Consider the following 19557-nt stretch of genomic DNA (forward strand, 5'->3'; position numbering starts at 1 on the left):
GCCGCCATGTCGATCAAGGACGCCGTCCGCCCGGTCCTGCGGGAGGCGCGGGCGACCGTGCTGCCCGATCCGGCGGACCGGCACGGCCCGCTGCCTCCGCTGATGCTCGCCCTGACGGTCGTGACCGGGCTGGTGGACGCCTTCAGCTACCTGGTGCTCGGCCATGTCTTCGTCGCCAACATGACCGGCAACGTGGTCTTCGCGGGCTTCGCCGTCGCGGGCGCCGCGGGTTTCTCCCTGGCCGCCGCGCTGGCCGCGCTGGCCGCCTTCGGCGCGGGCGCCCTGGTGGGCGGCCGGATCGCGCACCGGGCCCGCGCCCACCGGGGCCGCGTCCTGCGGGCGGCGCTCGCCGTGGAGACCGTCCTGTTCCTGGCGGCCTACGCCGTCGCCCGGTACGGCACCGCACCGGACGCCTCCGCGGCCCGGTACCTGCTGATCGCGCTCCTCGGCCTCGCCATGGGCGTCCAGAACGCGACCGCCCGCGCGCTCGCCGTACCCGACCTGACCACGACCGTCCTGACCCTGACCATCACCGGCATGGCCTCCGACAGCCGGGCCGCGGGAGGCACCGGCGGCAGGACCGGCCGGCGGGCCCTGTCCGCGCTCGCGATGTTCGCCGGTGCCCTCGTCGGCGCCTTCGCCGTCCGCCGCGGCAGCCCCGCGCTGCCGCTGCTGCTCGCCTGCGTACTGCTGGCCGGCTGCGCGCTCGCCGCGTGCGTGCAGGCCCGCTCCGACGCCCCGTGGAGCAAGCCGCTCTGAGCGGACCCGTGGGCATCCGTCGCGCGGCGGTGGGTACCCGGGGCCGATGGACATGACTCGTGAACAGCTGGCCGCCGCCGGTTCGGCGGCGGGAATGATCGTGATCGTCGTCTGCGGTCTGCTCGTCGCGGGCGCGCTGGTGGCGGCGGTCCGGCTCGGTATCGGGGTACGGCGGCGGGAGTCCCCGCCGCCCCGGAGCGCGGACCAGCCCACCCTGCCCGCCACCGGACCGGTGCGTGAGGAGAGCGAGATCCGCGAGCCGAACGAGGTGCCGCGGGCCGGGAACGACGGCACCCGTCTCACCCCGCACCAGCTCGGCAACGCGCCGACCAGGACCGGTGAGGACCAGACCCGGCGCCGCTGGTAGGCGCGGCCGCCCGGAGCGAGCGGGTACGGCGGACACGGCGCGGACCGCCGCGCACGAAGGACCCCGGGACCGGGGATACCGGTCCCGGGGTCCTCACCGTGCTGATCGCAGGGCCGGGCTCGGCGGGCCGGCCGCTCGCACGGCCGGGCTCAGAAGGCCGGGCCGGGGGTGCCGCCGGGGTCGCCGGGGCGGATGCGGCCGCGCCAGGCGCCGCTCTCGGCTCCGCGTCCCTCGATGTAGTCCTTGAAGCGGTTGAGGTCGCCGTTGACCCGGCGGTCGATCAGGCCGAGCGCGTCGGCGCCCTTCTCGGCCATGCCGCTGGGCTCGACGTCCATGGTGAGTTCGACCCGGGTGTGGGTCTCGTCCAGCGGCTCGAACCGCACGGAGCCCCGCTGGCGGGTGTCACCCTCGGTCGACCGCCAGGTGATCCGGTCGTCCGGCAGCTGGTCGACGATCTCGGTGTCGAACTCGCGCTGTATCCCGCCGATCTTCGTGGTCCAGTGGTTGTGCCGGTCGTCGACCTGCCTGACCTCCTCGACCCCTTCCATGAACTGCGGGAAGTCCTCGAACTGGGTCCACTGGTTGTAGGCCGTGTGGACCGGGACGGCGACGTCCACGGCTTTCCTGACCGTGCTCATCGGTTCCTCCTCGTCGGAAACGGCTCGTCGTCGGGACGCCGTCGGATGCGACCGGCGCTCCCGTGGCCGCCGGGTACCCGGTCCCGCCGGGCGCACCCGTGCGACCTGATCGCCGCTCCCGGCGCGGGAGACCCGACGGCGGTCCGGTAGCGTGCCGGACCCCGCCTCCCACGCATGGAGATCCTCGTGAACGTCGTCGTCTTCGGCGCGTCCGGCATGGTCGGACAGGGCGTCCTGCGCGCCTGCCTCCTCGATCCCGCGGTCGACAGGGTCCTGGTGGTGGTCCGCCGCCCGCTCGGTATCAGCCATCCCCGGCTGACCGAGCTCGTCCACGACGACTTCGCCGACCTGTCCGTCGTCGAGGACCGGCTGACCGGCCTGGACGCCTGCTTCTACTGCCTGGGCGTCTCGTCCGCGGGTATGAGCGAGGCCGACTACACCCGCGTCGCCCACGACTTCCCGCTCGCGGCCGCCCGCGCGCTGGCCGCCGCCGGCGCCGACGCGTCCTTCACCTTCACCTACGTCTCCGGCGAGGGCACCGACAGCACCGGGCAGGGCCGCACCATGTGGGCCCGGGTGAAGGGACGTGCCGAGAACGCGCTGCTGGCGACGGGCCTGAACGCGTACATGTTCCGCCCCGGCTACATCCAGCCCCGCCACGGAGCCGTCTCCCGCACCCGCTCCTACCGCTTCCTGTACTCCCTGACGTCCTGGCTCTACCCGGTGCTGCACCGGCTCCTGCCCGCGCACACGACGACCACCGACCACCTCGGCCGCGCCATGCTGGCCCTGACCCGCCCGGACGTCACCGCGAACCGGATCCTGTACAGCAAGGACATCGAGCGGCTGGGCGCCTGACGGCCGCGGAGCCGGGTGCCGCACGCGGCGAAACCCTTTCTTCACGCCTTGACTTAACATCAAGGACATTGCTTGGATCTCAAGTCGGCGTTCCTCGTGGGCCGTTGGTGAAACAGCGGTGTCACGCGCCTCCGGTTCGGCACGGCACCACCCCCCACCCACCAGAACCCAGGAGCAGCTGTGAGACGAGCGCTCACCACGGTCGCGGCCGTGACGGTCATGACACTGCCACTCGTCGGCGCGGGCCAGGCCGGACACACCGGGCACGGCCGGGTGGTGACCGGCACCTACTCCTCGGGCGCCACGGCGGCCTGGCGTCCCCTGCCGGTCGTCAGGACGGGCACGGACACCGGTGGCCCCGTCGACGCCACCGTGGTCGCCGACCCGCGCGCCCTGCGGCAGCGGTACACCGGCATCGGCTTCTCCCTGGACGAGACGAGCGTGTCCAACCTGTGGAAGCTCACCCCGGCCGAGCGGGCGAGGGCGATCCGGCTGCTGGTGGACCCCGAGCACGGCGCCGGATTCGACCGCTTCCGGCTGACGATCGGCAGCCCCGACCTCATCGAGCACCTGCCGTTCTGGTCGGAGGACGACCTGCCCGCCGGAGTCACCGAGGACTTCGGGCTGAAGCACTTCTCCATCCGGCGCGACCTCGACCTGCACATCGTCGACACCGTCAAGCTCATCCAGCGCTACAACCCCCGCGCCACGTTCTTCGCGTCGGCATGGAGCGCGCCCGCCTGGATGAAGACGAACGACCGGTTCCTCGGCGAGGTCGCCCTCAAGCCCGGCAGCAGCACCGACCACTACCAGGTCGGCAAGCTCCGGGACGACTGCATCGAGGTGTTCGCCCGCTACTACGTCAAGTTCGTGCAGGCGTACGCCGGGCAGGGCATCCGCGTCGACGCGCTGACCCTGCTCAACGAGCCGGGCATGGACGTCGTCTACCCGGCCATGGACATCAGCGTCGCCCAGCAGCAGAAGCTGGCGCTGGCCGTCAAGCGCGAACTGCGCGCCGCCCGCCTCGGCACCCAGCTCTACGTGCACGACTTCAACTTCTGGGACTGGCGCGACCCCAACAGCACCGCGACCAAGAACTACCACCGCATCTTCGAGGACGCCCCGGACGGCTCGGTGACCGGCGCCCAGGTCCGCGCGGCCTCGGACGCCATCGCCTTCCACCCCTACTGGGGCGACGCGACCGTCATGCGCGACGCGTACGAGCAGACCGGTAAACCGGTCCAGCTCACCGAGACGAGCGACCTGTCGCCCGCCACCGTCCTCGACGACTTCCGCCTCGACGCCGGGTCCTACATCCTCTGGGCCCAGACCACCGACCAGGACGGCGGCACCCTGCACTGGACGCCGTCGCGGGACAACGACATCGACTGGGACCAGGTCGCGGCCACCACCAAGTGGCCCGACCGGCTGGTCACGGTGAACACCGGCACCCGCACCTTCACGGTCCGCGACGAGCTGTACCAGCTCGGGCAGTTCGCGAAGTACCTGTCACCCGGTGACGTACGCCTGGAGTCCAGCGCCGCGCAGAACGGCGTCGCCAACGTGGTCTACCGGACCCGCTCGGGCGGCTACACGGCCGTCCTCGGCAACGGCGCCGGCACCGACCGCAGGGTCAGGGTGACCGTCGGCGACCGGACGTTCGTCGCGACCGTACCGGCGGGCTCCTTCGCCACCTACCGGTGGACCAGGTGACCGGACCGGTCGCCGCCCGCGGCACGGACGCCGTGCCCCGCCGCGACGACCCGCTCCCGGGCGCCTCCTGACGGCGCTCCGACGAACTCCGTCCCCGGCGCCGGGCCGGCCCCGCGCCCCCGGCCCCGGGGTACGGCCAGCCTTCCGGGCCGCCGCGAACGGCTCAGAACCGCACCGGCAGCGCCAGCAGGCCGCGGGTGCGCATCGAGGGGCGGTGGCGCAGCGCGTCCACGGGGACGTCGAGTGCGAGACCGGGGAGGCGATCCAGCAGCGCGGTCAGGGCGATCTCGGCCTCCAGGCGGGCCAGCGGCGCACCGATGCAGTAGTGGATGCCGTGGCCGAGGGCCAGGTGGCCGGCGCCGTCGCGGCCGAGGTCGAGCCGGTCGGGCTCGGGGAACCGCCGCGGGTCACGGTGTGCGGCCGCCAGGGACAGCAGCACCGTCTCGCCCGCCGGTACGGCGACCCCGCCGATCGTCACGTCCTCGGTGGGGAAGCGGCGGATGGCCAGCGGGACCGGTCCGTCGTAGCGGAGCAGTTCCTCGACCGCTGCGCCGGTCCGGGCCGGGTCCGCGCGCAGGGCGGCCAGCTGGGGCGGGTCGACGAGCAGGGCGAGGACGGCGTTGCCGATCAGGTGGACGGTGTTCTCGTAGCCGGCGAACAGGATGAGGAAGGCCAGGGACATCAGCTCGTCCTCGCTGAGCCGGTCCTCCTCGTCCCGTACGGCGATCAGCGCGGAGAGCAGGTCGTCGGCGGGCTCGGCGCGCTTGCGGGCGAGCAGCCCGGCGAAGTAGGCCAGGAGCGCCCTGACCGCCTCCCGCGCGCCGTCGGGCCGGGCGGGGTCGGGGACGACGAGCGCGTCGGTCCAGGACCGGAAGTCCGGCCGGTCGTCCTCGGCCACGCCCAGCAGCTCGCAGATCACGGCGATGGGCAGCGGTGCGGCGTAGTCGGCGATCAGGTCCGCACGGCCGAGCGGTGCGACGGCGTCCAGGAGCGCGTCCGCGGTGCGCCGCACGGGCTCGCGCAGCCGTGCGATCCGGCGCGGGGTGAAGGCCTGGGACACCAGGCGCCGGATCCGGGTGTGGTCCGGCGGATCCATGTTCAGCAGGTTGGCGTCGAGCGCGGGCGGCAGCGCGAGCCCCCGGTAGCCGCCCGGTTTCGCGTGCGCCTTGTCCAGCGACAGCCGCGGGTCGGCGAGGGCCTGCCGCACGTCGTCGTACCGGGTCACCAGCCAGGCGGGCAGCCCGTCCGTCCCCGTGAAGCGGTGCACGGGCCCGGCCTCCCGGAGCCGCGCGTACACGGCGTACGGGTCGGCGAACAGCTCCGCGGGGTCAACGGCGGCCGGAGCGGAGGGCGTTGTACTGGCATCCATGGCCCACACCCTAGACACCGGCCGGCCGCCGGTTGCAGCGCCTGCGGGACCGGCGTTTTCTGGAAGTATCCGATGGTGAAACACGAGCGCCTAGGGCTGCGGCATGGACCGGGGGCTCGGCTCCGACATGTTTCTCCTGGCCAGAGCCTCGGTCTGTGCGGTCCGTCGTCGTGTCCCGGCGTTCGACGCGGAGGTGAACCAGGTGAAAGCCGTTGTGTACGAGAAGCCCTTCAGCGTCGCTGTCAGGGACGTCGACGATCCACGCATCGAGCACCCGAACGACGTGCTGGTACGGGTCACGTCGACCGCCATCTGCGGCTCCGACCTGCACATGTACGAGGGTCGGACGGCAGCGGAGTCGGGCATCGTCTTCGGGCACGAGAACCTCGGCATCGTCGAGGAGATCGGCAGCGGTGTGACCTCGTTGTCCAAGGGCGACCGTGTGGTCATGCCGTTCAACGTGGCCTGCGGATTCTGCAAGAACTGCCTGGCCGGCAAGACCGGCTTCTGCCTCACGGTCAATCCGGGCTTCGCCGGCGGAGCCTACGGCTATGTGGCCATGGGCCCCTACGAGGGCGGGCAGGCGGAGCTGCTGCGGGTGCCGTTCGCCGACTTCAACTGCCTGAAGCTGCCGCCGGGCGAGGAGTTCGAGACCGACTTCGTGCTGCTCGCCGACATCTTCCCGACCGGCTATCACGGCTGTGAGCTGGCCCAGGTGACCCCGGGCGAGAGCGTCGCCGTCTTCGGGGCAGGACCGGTCGGGCTGATGGCCGCGTACTCCGCGCTGCTGCGCGGCGCCGCCAAGGTGTTCTCGGTGGACCGGGTCCCCGAGCGGCTGGCCAAGGCCGAGCAGATCGGCGCGATACCGATCGACTTCTCCAAGGGCGACCCGGCCGAGCAGATCAAGGCCCAGACCGGCGGTGAGGGCACCGACAAGGGCGTCGACGCCGTCGGCTACCAGGCCCAGTCGCCCGACGCCAGCCACGAGGAGCCCGCGGTCGTCCTGAACACCCTGGTCGAGACGGTACGTCCGACCGGCATGCTCGGCATCCCCGGCCTGTACGTCCCGTCCGACCCGGGCGGACCCGACGAGCACGCCAAGCACGGCCAGCTGCTGGTCTCCATCGGCCGGATGTTCGAGAAGGGGCAGCGGATGGGCACCGGCCAGTGCAACGTCAAGCAGTACAACCGCCAGCTGCGCGACCTGATCATCGCGGGGCGGGCCAAGCCCAGCTTCGTGGTCTCCCACGAACTGCCGCTGGAGGACGCACCGGAGGCCTACCAGAAGTTCGACAAGCGGATCGAGGGCTACACCAAGGTGGTCCTGCATCCCGGTCACGCCCTGGCGGCGTAGCACCCGCCTCCGGCGTCCGCCCCGGACGCGGCGGTCACGGCCACGGGCGGCGCCCGGAGACACGCAGGGGGTCCGCCGGACCTCACGGCCCGGCGGACCCCCTGCCCGCTGTTACCGCGGTACTAGCCGCGGTGTCCGGCGGCCTGGTACTCGTCGTCGTCGTCCGCGGCGGCGGCCGGACCGGAGTCCGTGGCCGGCTGCGCCCGGTCGGCGTGGCCCGGCCACCAGGCGGCGTGGCCGATGAGCGCGGTCAGGCTCGGGGTGAAGAACATCGCCATCACGAACGCGGCGACCGCGATGCCGAAGGAGACCGCGAAGCCCATCTCCGTGAGCAGCGCGTTGCCCGCCAGCATCATCGTGGCGAAGGTCGCCGCGAGGATGAAGCCCGCCGCGGCCACCGTCGGACCGGCGTGCCGCAGCGCCATCCCGGCCGCCTCGCGCGGCTCGCGGCCCTCGCGGGCCTCCTCACGGAGCCGGGCGATCATGAGGATGTTGTAGTCCGTGCCGATGGCGACCACGAAGAGATACATGATCACCGGGAGCATGAACATCAGACCGGGCTTGTTCTGCGCGTCCTGGAAGATCCAGACCGTGGCACCGAGCGTGGCGCCGAAGCCCAGTCCCACCGAGGCGATCAGGTACCAGGGCGCGACCACACTGCGCAGCAGCAGCCCCAGGATCACCATGATCAGCAGGGCGGCGACGGGGAAGACCGTGCGGTAGTCGTGGTTGACCGCGGAGTCGATGTCCTTGTAGATCGAGGACATGCCGCCGACCACGGCCTCGGTGCCGTCGGGGGCGTTCGCGTGCGCGACGTCCCGTACCCGGCCCACGGCGTCGATCGCCTTGTCCGTGGACGCCTCGTACTTGAGCGTGACGGTGAAGTCCGCGGTCGTACCGGCCTTGTTCACCTGGGACATCCGGGCGCTCGCGACACCGTCCACGGCCCCGAGCTTCGCGGCGTACGCGTCGAACGCGGACCGGTCCAGCGGCTTGCCGTCGCCGCTGGAGAGGTAGACGTCGGTGGGCGCGGCGGCGCCCGCCGAGTAGGCGGTCTGCATCCGGTCCTGGACGACCATCGACTCCTTGGTCTTCGGCATCGAGCCCGAGGCCAGGTCGAACGTGGCCTTGTAGCCGAGCGTGCCGAGCGAGAGCACGAGCAGGATCAGACCGGAGACCGCCGCGGTCAGCGCCGGGCGGCGCTGCACGCTTCGGCCCAGGGCCGCGAACCGGGCGTTGGAGGGCTCCTGCTGCCAGGACTTCGAGGGCCAGAACACCTTCGGGCCGATGAGCGAGACGACGGCCGGGATCAGGGTCAGGCCCGCGATCAGGGTGACCGTGACCGAGATGGCCAGGGCCGGGCCCATCTGCTTGAGGAAGCCCAGCGTGGACAGCACCAGCGCGAGGAAGGCGATGATGACCGCGCCGGCCGCCGAGGCGATGGCCTCGCCGACCCGGTCGACCGCGTTGATCATGGCCTGCTTGGGTTCGTCACCCGCGCGCAGGCGCTCGCGGTACCGGAACATCAGGAACAGGAAGTAGTCGGTGCCCACGCCGAAGAGCACGACGATGAGGATCGACGAGACGGAGCTGTTGGCCTGCAGGCCGAACAGCTTGGTGGCGTACGCGATCAGACCGTTGGCGATCGCCGACACCACGCCGATCAGCACGAGCGGCAGGAAGGCCAGGATCGGCGCCCGGAAGATGATCAGCAGCGTGACCAGGATGATCACGAAGGTGCCGATGCCGATCAGCGCCTCACCGCGCTTGGAGGAGTCCTGCTGGTCCAGGGCCTGCGCGGCGGATCCGCCGAGCTTGACCTCCAGGTCCGTGCCCTTGGCGAGTTGCTTGACGTCGTCGCGCAGCACCTTGGCGGCGTCGGCCTGGGCCGGCTGGCCGGCCTGCTTGCTGTCCATCTGGACCAGGGTCATGGAGTACTTGCCGTCCTTTGACGGCGGTCCGGGGACGACCTTCTGCACCTGGTCGATGTGCTTGCCGCCCAGCTCGGTGGTGATCCGGGCGACGTCCTTCAGATCGGCGGCGCTCAGCTTGCCGCCGTCGGTGCGCTGGTAGAGCGCGATCGCGGACGGCGTGAAGGCGCTGGGGAACGCCTTCTGCTGGAGATCGGCCGCCTGGATCGACTCGTAACTCTTGGGCAGGAAGCTGCTCTCGTCGCTGTTCGAGGGCAGGCTCGGGGCGGTGGCGACGATCGCCACCGCCGCGATCAGCCATGCCACGATCGTCCAGACGGGATGTCGGACGACGGCAGTGCCAATACGTCGGAACATGCGGAAGGTCCTCCTGGGTAGGAAGATCACCGCAGCCCGGGGAGCGGACCCTGGCATCGGCGACCCCGACCGGCCCGCGTCCAACGCACCGGTCGCATAGTTGTCTTGCCGTCATATGGTAGGGAGCGCGGGTGGCGGTCGGTCCAGTGGGTTTCCGTTCCGCCGCCGGCGGGCCCGCGCACGGCCCCGCCGTCTGTACGGCGGAGGGAGGTTCGGCGACCATCGAAGACATGATCGCCGTCCCGTCCCGCGGGCCGTCCGGAGGGCCGAACCATGCCGATGATCAGCCAGTGGCGGCTGCGGGCCGCGTTCGCGGTGCGGCTGTCGGAGATGTACGGCCGGGAGGTGCCCGCCTACACGACGCTGGTGGACGTCTCGCGCGAGGTCAACGAGGACGTGCTGCGCACCCGCGGAGCCGACGCCGAACGCCTCGGATCCATCGGCCGGGTGACCGCCGAGCGGCACGGCGCGATCCGCGTCGGCACCCCGCGTGAACTGGCCCAGGTCGCCCGGGTCTTCGGCGCCCTCGGCATGCACCCGGTCGGCTTCTACGACCTCAGGGAGGCCGCCGCCAGCGCCGTACCCGTGGTCTCCACCGCCTTCCGGCCGGTCGACGGCGCCGAACTCGCCCGCAACCCGTTCCGGGTGTTCACCTCCATGCTCACCGTCGCCGACCCGCGCTTCTTCGATGCCGGACTGCGCCCGCGCCTCGCGGCCTTCCTGGCCGGCCGCGAGCTGTTCCCGCCGGAGCTGCTGGCCCTGGCCGACCGCGCCGCGGCCGACCGCGGACTGCCGCCCGACGACGCCGAGCGCTTCCTCGCCCTGGCCGTGGGGGTCTTCGAGCTGTCGAAGGAACCGGTGGACCGGGCCTGGTACCGGACCCTGGAGCGGATCTCGGCCGTCGCCGCCGACATCGGCGGGGTGCGCGGCACGCACATCAACCACCTCACCCCGCGCGTCCTGGACATCGACGAGCTGTACCGCCGCATGACGGACCGGGGCGTCGAGATGATCGACACCGTCCAGGGGCCGCCGGCCTGGCACGGCCCCGACGTCCTGCTGCGCCAGACCTCCTTCCGCGCCCTGGCCGAATCCCGTCCGATGCGCACCGAGGACGGCGACGTCGTCCGCGGCTCCCTGCGGGTGCGCTTCGGCGAGGTCGAGGCCCGCGGCATCGCCCTCACCCGCGCCGGACGGGCCCACTACGACGAACTCCTCGGCCGCGTCGACGAGGAGGCGTCCCGCAACCCCACGGCGGCGCGGGACGGCCTCGCCCGCGCCGTGTGGGAGCGGCACATGCCCGGCAGCGAGGAGGAACTCGCGGCGCGCGGCCTGGCCTTCTTCACCTACCGGCCCGCCGACCGACGGCCGCGGCACGGCGGCGGCCCGCCCGCCGGGATCGGTGAACTGGTCCGGCAGGGCTGGGTGCGGGCCGAGCCCGTCGTCTACGAGGACTTCCTGCCCCGCTCCGCCGCCGGCATCTTCCAGTCCAACCTCACCGGCGCCGGGATGCGCGACGACGACCGGCAGGGCACCGCCTACGACGCCGACTGGCTCTCCGGCGCCATGGGCCGCGAGGTCCTGGACCCCTTCGCCCTCTACGAGCAGCAGCAGAACGCCTCCCTCGCCCGCGTCGCCCGCACCCTGGGCCTCACCGGCACCCTCGGCTGACCCCTCACCCCTGGAGGTCCCACGATGACCAGCACCGCGCTGCCCACCACGGACGACCTGCGCGCCCTCGCCCGGACCCGGCTGCGGACCATCGGCGTGCGGGTCCCGGAGGGCGGGGACCTCCCGGCCCGCACGCCCGTCACCGGCGAGCACCTCTTCGGACTGGGAGCGGCGACCGGCGACGACGTCGAGGAGGCCCTCGCGGCCGCCCGCGCCGCCTTCCTGACCTGGCGCAGCACACCCGCCCCGCGCCGCGGCGACGTCGTGCGCAGGCTCGGGGAGCTGCTGCGGGAGCACAAGGGCGACCTGGCCGATCTCGTCACCGTCGAGGCGGGCAAGATCCGCTCCGAGGCGCTCGGCGAGGTCCAGGAGATGATCGACATCTGCGACTTCGCGGTGGGCCTGTCCCGGCAGCTGTACGGCCGTACGATCGCCTCCGAACGCCCCGGCCACCGGCTGGCCGAGACCTGGCACCCGCTCGGCGTGGTCGGCGTCGTCTCGGCCTTCAACTTCCCCGTCGCCGTCTGGTCCTGGAACACCGCCGTCGCGCTGGTCTGCGGCGACACCGTGGTCTGGAAGCCCTCGGAACTCACCCCGCTGACCGCGCTGGCCTGCCACCACCTGCTCGCCCGTGCCGCCGAGGAGACCGGCGCGCCCGGTGACGTGCACCGGCTGCTGCTCGGCGGCCGCGCGGTCGGTGAACTGCTCGTCGACGACCCGCGGGTGGCGCTCGTGAGCGCCACCGGCTCCACCCGGATGGGCCGCGCGGTCGGCCCGCGCGTCGCCGCCCGGTTCGGCCGCAGCCTGCTGGAGCTCGGCGGCAACAACGCGGCGATCGTCGCGCCCTCCGCCGACCTCGACCTGGCGGTGCCGAGCATCGTCTTCGCCGCGGCCGGCACCGCGGGCCAGCGCTGCACCACCCTGCGCCGCCTGATCGTGCACCGGGACGTCGCCGACGCCCTCGTCGAGCGGCTGACCGCCGTCTACGGCCGGCTGCCCGTCGGCAGCCCCTTCGACGAGACGACCCTGGTCGGCCCGCTCATCTCCACCGCCGCCCTGGACGCCATGCACGACGCCCTGGACCGGGTCCGGGCCCAGGGCGGCAAGGTCCTGGCCGGCGGGAACCGGCGGCTGGCGGAGGCGGCGCCGGCGGCCGCGTACACGGAGCCCGTCCTGGTGCGCGTCGACGGACAGACCGACGTGGTCCGCGAGGAGACCTTCGCGCCGATCCTGTACGTGCTGGCCTACGACACCCTCGACGAGGCGATCGCGCTGCACAACGACGTCCCGCAGGGCCTGTCGTCCAGCATCTTCACCCGGGACCAGCGGGAGGCCGAGATCTTCCTGTCCGCGGCCGGCTCCGACTGCGGCATCGCCAACGTCAACATTGGCACCTCCGGGGCGGAGATCGGCGGTGCCTTCGGCGGCGAGAAGGACACCGGCGGCGGCCGCGAGTCCGGTTCCGACGCGTGGAAGGCGTACATGCGCGCGGCCACCAACACGGTCAACTACTCCGGCGCCCTCACCCTGGCCCAGGGCGTCAGCTTCCTCTGACCGGGCCTCGGCGGCGCGTCCGCGCGTCCCGGCTCACGGCGACGGGTCCGCGTACCCCTCGGCGTCCTGCTCGTCCGGCCCGGCGTCCGCCGGTCCGGCAGCCGCCGAGGGCAGCAGGAAAGCGGTCAGCGCGGCCGTGTCGTCCTGCAACTGGTCGCCGCTGTAGGTCTGCAGATCCTGGTGGAGCCGGTCCAGCAGCTCCGGCGGCGGCATCGGACCCCACGAACGCAGCCGTTGCAGCAGCGGGTAGAAGGAGCCGTGCGGGTCGCGGGTCTCGGTGACGCCGTCCGTGTAGAGCAGCAGCTGGTCGCCGGGACCGAAGCGGTAGGTGTCGACGTGGTAGGGGTCGCCGACGAGCATGCCGAGGTTCAGCGGCGGCCCCGAGCGCCCGCGGTCCAGTTCGCTCACCTCGCCGGGGCGGATGAGCAGCGGCGGCGGGTGGCCGCAGTTGACGACCCGGACCACCCCTTCGTCGTCGCGGACCTCGGCGAAGACGGCGGTGACGAACCGCTCGCCCGTCTCGCTGCCGCCCAGCTGGTGGGCCCGGCGGCTCATGCTGATGTCCACCCGCTCCACCAGGGCGTTGAGGTCGGGTTCGTCGTGCGCGGCCTCCCGGAACGCGCCCAGCATGGCCGCCGCGGTCTCCACCGCCAGCAGGCCCTTGCCCCGCACGTCGCCGATGACCAGCCGCACCCCGTACGCGGTCGGCACCGCCTCGTAGAGGTCGCCGCCGATCCGTGCCTCCGCGGCGGCCGACAGGTAGAAGCTTTCGAGCAGCAGGTTCCCGATCCGGTGCGGGACGGGTCGCAGCAGGACGCGCTGGGCGATCTCGGCCACGAACCGGACGTCGGCCAGGGTGCGTTCCCGCCGGATCCGGTGCGCGGCGAGGATCGTGCCCAGGGCGCCGACCAGGACCGTGCACACGTAGGCGGCGACGTAGTGCCGTTCCCAGACGTAGCCGACGGCGCGTCCGGCGCAGCACGGGGTTCCGGCCAGTAAAAGTTCGAGGCCGATACCGAAGACGGTGGCGCCGGCGACGACGGCGGGCGGGTGCGCGAAGGCGGTCACCAGGGGGAGGGCGATCAGTACGAAGCTGACCGGCCACTGCACGGGGGTGATCGGTTCGAGCAGCAGCACGCCGATGACGTACAGGAGCGGGAGCCAGCGCATCCACGCGGGGGGCGCGGGCAGTGCTGAGTGGCGACCGTCGTGCCTCACCCTGGGACTCCTGGCATGCGAATCTCGACAAGACGCCCAGCCTGGCGGCAGGCCGCCCGGCGCGCCGGTGATTGCTCCGGTCGGCGGCATGTTCCGGCGCTCCCACGACCGTGTTCGGCCACAGCTCCGAAACATTCGGGAATTCTGATGCCCATGATCTGATCTTCGAATGGCCGATTGTCGACTCGGATGACCCTCGGAATATCGGTACAGCATGTGATGTGCGAAAACGGTCGCGCCCGATCGGCGAAGGTTTCGAAACAATTACCGAAACTGTTGACAGCTGACATGTGCAGGCCAAAACTCGCATCGAGTCGCACCCGCAACGGCCACACAAGGAGGCACCGCGATGAACCCGCTCGACCACGCACTGAGCCGCCGGAGCGCAGGCGCCCTGCTGCTGGGCGCCGCCGCAGGACTCGCCCTGCCCGGCACCGCCCGCGCGGCCACGGTCGTCACCACGAACCAGACCGGCACCAGCAACGGGTACTACTACTCGTTCTGGACCGACGCGCAGGGCACCGTCTCCATGACCCTCGGCTCCGGCGGCGGCTACGCCACCAGCTGGCGCAACACCGGCAACTTCGTCTGCGGCAAGGGCTGGAGCACCGGCGCCCGCCGCAACGTGACCTACTCGGGCAGCTTCAGCCCGTCCGGCAACGGCTACCTGTCCCTCTACGGCTGGACGTCCAACCCGCTCGTCGAGTACTACATCGTCGACAACTGGGGCACCTACCGGCCCACCGGCACCTACAAGGGCAGCGTCACCAGCGACGGCGGCACCTACGACATCTACCAGACCACCCGCTACAACGCCCCGTCCGTCGAGGGCACCAAGACCTTCAACCAGTACTGGAGCGTGCGCCAGTCCAAGCGCACCGGCGGCACCGTCACCACCGGCAACCACTTCGACGCCTGGGCCAGGGCCGGCATGCCCCTCGGCGCCTTCGCCTACTACCAGATCCTCGCGACCGAGGGCTACCAGAGCAGCGGCAGCTCCAGCATCACGGTGGCCTGATGAGCACCGTGCCGGAGCGCCTGTCACGTACCTCCGCGGCGGCCGCGGCCGCCCTCGCGCTGGCCGTCGCGGGCACGCTCGCCGGCGCCGCCCCCGCACACTCCGCCGGCTGCGCCGGGTACGTCGGGCTCACCTTCGACGACGGCCCGTCCGACGCCCACACCCCGGCCCTGCTCGGCGCCCTCAGGGCGAACGGGCTGCGCGCCACCCTGTTCAACGAGGGCCAGTACGCGGCCGCCTACCCGGCCCAGGTCCGGGCCGAGGTGAACGCTGGCATGTGGGTCGGCAACCACAGCTACACCCACCCGCACCTGACCCAGCAGAGCCAGGCGCAGGTCGACTCGGAGATCTCCCGCACCCAGGCGGCCGTCGCCGCGGCCGGCGGCGGCACTCCGGTGCTCTTCCGGCCCCCGTACGGCGAGACCGGCGCGACCGTGCGCGCGGTCGAGGCCAAGTACGCACTGACCGAGGTCATCTGGGACGTCGACTCGCAGGACTGGAACGGCGCGAGCACCGACGCGATCGTGCAGGCCGTCTCCCGACTCACCGGCGGCCAGGTCGTCCTCATGCACGAATGGCCCGCCAACACGCTCGGCGCGATCCCGCGCATCGCGCAGACCCTGGCGGCCAAGGGCCTGTGCTCCGGACGCATCTCCCCGGCGACCGGCCGCGCGACCGCTCCCTGAGGCCGACGGCACGACCGGCGCGGCGGCCCGTCAACCGCCGCGCCATCCTCACGAGTTCGGATGAACGGGGCGCTGCCGTGCGCCCGCCGCCGCTAGGTTCGTCGGCGTGGACTACTACGACCTGGGCAGTCACAGCCGGCCTGTGACGACGTCGTCCCCCGAGGCGCAGACGTGGTTCGACCGGGGACTGATCTGGACCTACGCCTTCCACCACGAGGAAGCCGTCCGCTGCTTCGAGGCCGCCGGTGCGGCGGACCCGGACTGCGCGATGGCCGACTGGGGCGTGGCCTACGCGCTCGGCCCCAACTACAACAAGCCCTGGGACTCCTTCGACCAGGAGGACCTGGCGCACACGGTGCGGCGCACGCACGCCGCCGTGGAGCGCGCCCATGCCAAGGCCGGCCAGGCCACCCCGGTCGAACGCGCCCTCGTCGAGGCGCTGCGGGCCCGCTACCCGCAGGCGTCGGCCCCGGACGCGGCGGCCTGCCCGGTGTGGAACGCGGCCTACGCCGACAGCATGCGCGAGGTGTACGCGCTGGCCCCCGACGACCACGACGTCGCGGCCCTGTACGCCGACGCCCTGATGAACCTCACCCCCTGGCAGCTCTGGGACGTCCGCAGCGGCCGGCCGGCCGAGGGCGCCCGGACGCCGGAGGCCAAGGCCGTGCTCGAACGGGCCCTCGGCACCGACGCGGGCACCCGCCACCCCGGGCTGCTGCACCTCTACATCCACCTGATGGAGATGTCACCCGCGCCCGAGACCGCCCTGCCCGTCGCCGGCCTGCTGCGCGGCCTCGTCCCGGACGCCGGGCACCTCCAGCACATGCCCTCGCACCTGGAGGTGCTGTGCGGCGACTACCGGCGGGTGCTCTCCGACAACGCCACGGCCGTCGCCGCCGACGAGAAGTACCACGCGCGCGCCGGGGCGATGAACTTCTACACCCTCTACCGCTGCCACAACCTGCACTTCCGGATCTACGGCGCGATGTTCCTCGGCCGCCTCCAGGACGCCCTGGACACGGCCGGACGGCTCGAAGCCGCCGTGCCGGAGGAACTGCTGCGGGTGACGAGCCCGCCGATGGCCGACTGGCTGGAGGGCTTCCTGGCGATGCGGGTGCACGTCCTGATCCGGTTCGGCCGCTGGGACGACATCCTGCGCCTGCCGCTGCCCGCCGACCCCCGGCTGTACTGCGTGTCCACCGCGATGCTGCACTACGCGCGCGGCGTCGCGCACTCCGCCACCGGCCGGACCGCCGAGGCCGAGGCGGACCGCGACCGCTTCCGCGAGGCGGCCGCCGCCGTCCCCGAAACCCGCATGCTGTTCAACAACACCTGCGCCGACATCCTGGCCGTCGCCGCCGCCATGCTCGACGGCGAACTCGCCTACCGCAAAGGTGACTTCGACACCGCGTTCGCCGCCCTGCGCCGGTCGGCGGACCTGGACGACAACCTGCCCTACGACGAGCCCTGGGGCTGGATGCAGCCCACCCGGCACGCCCTCGGCGCCCTGCTCCTCGAACGCGGCCGGGTCGAGGAGGCCGAGGCGGTCTACCGCGCCGACCTGGGCCTCGACGACACCCTGCCCCGGCCGCTCCAGCACCCGGGCAACGTGTGGGCCCTGCACGGATTCCACGAGTGCCTGCGGCGGCTCGGCAAGGACGGCGAGGCACGGATCGTGGCCCAGCAGCTGAAGATCGCCGCCGCCCACGCGGACGTGCCGATCGGCGCGTCCTGCTTCTGCCGCACCGACTGCTGCCGGACGCCGTAGACCGGGAGCGTCCGGGGAGCCTCAGAGCGTCCGCGCGACGAGCAGCGCCACGTCGTCGTGGTCGTCCGGATGGCGCAGTCCGTGCAGCAGCAGGTCGCAGGTCTCCTCCAGCGGCCGCTGCGGCTCGTCCAGGAAGCCCAGCAGGACACCGAGGCGGTCGTCGATCGAGTGGCGGCGGGTCTCCACGAGGCCGTCGGTGTACAGGACCAGCAGGTCGCCCGCCGAGAGGTCGACGGTGCTGGTCTCGAAGGGGACGCCGCCCACGCCGAGCGGCGCGGCCGGCGGCAGCTTCAGCAGGTCCGGCGCCCGGCCCGAGTGCACGAACGCGGGCGGCATGTGACCCGCGTTGGCGATCTCGCAGGTCCGCTGCCGCGGGTCGTACACCGCGTACAGGCAGGTGACGATGTAGTGCTCCAGATCGCAGGTGATCTTGTCCAGGTGCTGGAGCACCGCGGCGGGCGGCAGCTCCAGGTCCGCGTAGGCGCAGGTGGCGGTCCGCAGCCGGCCCATGGTGGCCGCCGCGTCGATGCCGTTGCCCATGACGTCGCCGACGACCAGCGCGGTGCGGTCCTGCGACAGCGGGATCACGTCGTACCAGTCGCCGCCGACCTCGCTGGTCGCCTGGGCGGGCTGGTAGCGGGAGGCCAGTTCGAGACCGGTGTGGTGCGGCGGATGGTCCGGGAGCAGGCTGCGCTGCAGGGTCAGGGCGGTGTTGCGGACGCTCTGGAACCAGCGGGCGTTGTCGATGGCCACGGCCGCCCGCCCGGCCAGCTCGGTGGCCAGCACGACGTCGTCCTCGTCGAAGGGCACCGGATTGCGGGTGCGCTTGAGGTCGAGGGCGCCGAGCACCTCGCCGTGGGCGATCAGCGGCACCGCGAGGTACGAGTGCACACCGGCCTGCGCCAGCAGCTCGCCGGCCTGGGCGTTGCGCGCGATGCGCGGCAGGTCGCGCGCGCCGACGTGCGGCACCAGGACCGGCCGCCCGGTGTGCACGCACAGCGTGACCAGCCGGTCGCCCTCGTACGCCGCGAGATCGCCCGGCGGGTCGGCGGCCCGCAGCGCGACCGTGGGATGGTCCGCCTTCAGCGCCAGCGCCCGGAACAGCTCCGGGCCGTTCTCCGGACGGCGGGAGCGCCGCAGGGCCAGCGCCGAGTCCAGCACGTCGACGGCGACCACGTCCGCGAGGACCGGGGTGGCGATCTCCGCCAGCTCGTGCGCCGTGCGCTCCACCTCCAGCGAGGTGCCCACCCGGGCCGAGGCGTCCGCGATCAGCGCGAGCCGCCGCCGGGCCCGGTCGGCCTCGGCCGCCGCCCGGTGCCGCTCGGTGACGTCGACCACCGAGGTCGCCGCGCCCAGGACGCGGCCGCCGGGATCCTCCAGCCGGTAGAACGACAACGACCAGGCGTGCTCGTGGTCGGGATCGGTCGGCGGACGGCCCACGTGGTACTGGTCCAGGAGCGGGGTCCCGGTGGTGAGGACCTGCCGCAGCGCCGATTCGACGCTGTCGATGTCGGGCAGCGCCAGGGTCTCCCGCAGCGGGCGTCCGATGTGCTCCCTGGCGGGGACGCCGTCGATCCGCTCCAGCGCCGGGTTCACCAGCAGATAGCGCAGCTCCGGGTCGAGGAGGGCCAAACCGATCGGGGACTGGTTGATCAGCCGTTCGCACAGCGCCAGGTCCGTCTCCACCCGCTGGAGCATGGAGTGGTCGGCCACGATGCCCAGCGCGTACACGTCGCCGAGATCGTCCAGCAGCCGCATGGTGCGGAACTCCATCAACCGGGTGCCGCCGTCCTTGCGCCGCACCGGGAAGGCGCCGGCCCAGCTGTGGCCGGTCTCCAGCACCTCCATGAACATGTTCACCGCGGCCTTCAGGTGCTCCGGGCTGGCGAGCAGGCGTGCCGCGTTCTGCCCCAGGGCGTCCTCGGCCGTGTACCCGAAGAGCTCCTCGGCCTGCGGGGTCCAGAACACGATCCGGCCCTGCGAGTCCAGGGCCACCGCGGCCACGCTCAGCACGTCCAGCAGGCCGGTCGGACGCGCTCCGCCGGGCCCGTACTCGTCACCACCGGAACCGTCCGGGCCACCGGAGCGCAGGAATCCCACAGCCATGGCTCCACCACCTCCATCGGCCTGCGGGCCGACATCGCCGTCGCGGCACTTCCATGCTGCCCCGGACAGCCCGCCCGTGCCGACCCGGGCCGGGTACCCCGATGCGCGGCGGGCCCCCGCGCGGCCCCGCCGGAGGCGCTCCGGAGACCCGTGCGCATCGGGTGGACAAGCAGGAACATTGGGGTACGTA

The 19557-nt window shown here is 72.6% G+C and carries 14 protein-coding genes and 1 pseudogene; 10 read left to right on the plus strand and 5 right to left on the minus strand.

Translation table 11 applies throughout. The annotated features are described in order from the left end of the window. Positions 1–6: 6 nt before the first annotated feature. Both ACIQOE_RS35030 and ACIQOE_RS35035 read left to right on the plus strand, forming a co-directional pair. Positions 7–759 carry a YoaK family protein gene (locus ACIQOE_RS35030; RefSeq protein ID WP_401415811.1) on the plus strand — a complete coding sequence of 251 codons (753 nt, stop codon included), beginning with the start codon at positions 7–9 and terminating at the stop codon, positions 757–759. A 46-nt stretch (positions 760–805) separates the two neighbouring features. Beyond that, on the plus strand, positions 806–1126 hold the full coding sequence (locus ACIQOE_RS35035) for a DUF6479 family protein (protein ID WP_365576266.1): 321 nt from the start codon (positions 806–808) through the stop codon (positions 1124–1126). 149 nt (positions 1127–1275) lie between these two features. Here the strand turns inward: ACIQOE_RS35035 and ACIQOE_RS35040 are convergent, their stop codons facing one another. Next, positions 1276–1764, minus strand: coding sequence for an SRPBCC family protein (locus tag ACIQOE_RS35040; RefSeq protein WP_399009162.1), 489 nt, complete (start codon positions 1762–1764; stop codon positions 1276–1278). 174 nt (positions 1765–1938) lie between these two features. On the opposite strand from ACIQOE_RS35040, the gene ACIQOE_RS35045 reads away from it, so the two are divergent. After that, positions 1939–2622: an epimerase gene (locus ACIQOE_RS35045; protein ID WP_401415815.1), complete on the plus strand. Its 684-nt coding sequence runs from the start codon at positions 1939–1941 to the stop codon at positions 2620–2622. A gap of 180 nt (positions 2623–2802) precedes the next feature. Then, entirely contained in the window at positions 2803–4335 is a 1533-nt protein-coding gene (locus tag ACIQOE_RS35050) for a glucosidase (protein WP_401415817.1), read from the plus strand. Between the two features lie 163 nt (positions 4336–4498). Here ACIQOE_RS35050 and ACIQOE_RS35055 read toward each other — a convergent pair whose 3' ends face one another. Further along, the gene (locus tag ACIQOE_RS35055) at positions 4499–5704 is read right to left on the minus strand and encodes a cytochrome P450 (protein ID WP_399009160.1); all 1206 of its coding nucleotides are present in this window, start codon (positions 5702–5704) and stop codon (positions 4499–4501) included. Between the two features lie 202 nt (positions 5705–5906). Between ACIQOE_RS35055 and ACIQOE_RS35060 the strand changes: the two genes are divergently transcribed. After that, positions 5907–7058, plus strand: a complete 1152-nt coding sequence (locus ACIQOE_RS35060; RefSeq protein WP_365558421.1) for a glutathione-independent formaldehyde dehydrogenase — start codon at positions 5907–5909, stop codon at positions 7056–7058. A 122-nt stretch (positions 7059–7180) separates the two neighbouring features. Here ACIQOE_RS35060 and ACIQOE_RS35065 read toward each other — a convergent pair whose 3' ends face one another. Continuing rightward, the gene (locus tag ACIQOE_RS35065; RefSeq protein ID WP_351323666.1) at positions 7181–9346 is read right to left on the minus strand and encodes an MMPL family transporter; all 2166 of its coding nucleotides are present in this window, start codon (positions 9344–9346) and stop codon (positions 7181–7183) included. A gap of 279 nt (positions 9347–9625) precedes the next feature. Between ACIQOE_RS35065 and ACIQOE_RS35070 the strand changes: the two genes are divergently transcribed. Both ACIQOE_RS35070 and ACIQOE_RS35075 read left to right on the plus strand, forming a co-directional pair. Continuing rightward, a complete protein-coding gene (locus ACIQOE_RS35070; protein ID WP_401415864.1) occupies positions 9626–11017 on the plus strand; it encodes a 2-oxoadipate dioxygenase/decarboxylase family protein in 1392 nt (463 codons plus the stop codon). Between the two features lie 24 nt (positions 11018–11041). After that, positions 11042–12571 carry an aldehyde dehydrogenase family protein gene (locus ACIQOE_RS35075; protein WP_365576256.1) on the plus strand — a complete coding sequence of 510 codons (1530 nt, stop codon included), beginning with the start codon at positions 11042–11044 and terminating at the stop codon, positions 12569–12571. Between the two features lie 33 nt (positions 12572–12604). Here the strand turns inward: ACIQOE_RS35075 and ACIQOE_RS35080 are convergent, their stop codons facing one another. Then, positions 12605–13789, minus strand: coding sequence for a PP2C family protein-serine/threonine phosphatase (locus tag ACIQOE_RS35080; protein WP_401415822.1), 1185 nt, complete (start codon positions 13787–13789; stop codon positions 12605–12607). Between the two features lie 349 nt (positions 13790–14138). Here ACIQOE_RS35080 and ACIQOE_RS35085 point away from each other — a divergent pair, with 349 nt between their 5' ends. The 3 genes and pseudogenes from ACIQOE_RS35085 (at position 14139) to ACIQOE_RS35095 (ending at position 17261) form a co-directional block, all read left to right on the plus strand. After that, positions 14139–14807, plus strand: coding sequence for a glycoside hydrolase family 11 protein (locus ACIQOE_RS35085; RefSeq protein WP_351323663.1), 669 nt, complete (start codon positions 14139–14141; stop codon positions 14805–14807). Continuing rightward, positions 14807–15490: pseudogene (locus tag ACIQOE_RS35090) on the plus strand (polysaccharide deacetylase family protein); the annotation flags it as partial. The gene ACIQOE_RS35085 and the pseudogene ACIQOE_RS35090, both read left to right, overlap by 1 nt. A 109-nt stretch (positions 15491–15599) precedes the next feature. Continuing rightward, positions 15600–17261 (plus strand): hypothetical protein, encoded by a 1662-nt coding sequence (locus tag ACIQOE_RS35095; protein ID WP_401415824.1) that lies wholly within the window; start codon positions 15600–15602, stop codon positions 17259–17261. A 21-nt stretch (positions 17262–17282) separates the two neighbouring features. Here the strand turns inward: ACIQOE_RS35095 and ACIQOE_RS35100 are convergent, their stop codons facing one another. Further along, on the minus strand, positions 17283–19367 hold the full coding sequence (locus ACIQOE_RS35100) for a SpoIIE family protein phosphatase (RefSeq protein WP_351323661.1): 2085 nt from the start codon (positions 19365–19367) through the stop codon (positions 17283–17285). Positions 19368–19557 lie beyond the last annotated feature (190 nt).

It is taken from the genome of Streptomyces sp. NPDC091282 (genome assembly GCF_044757385.1).
Taxonomy (GTDB): Bacteria; Actinomycetota; Actinomycetes; order Streptomycetales; family Streptomycetaceae; genus Streptomyces; species Streptomyces gramineus.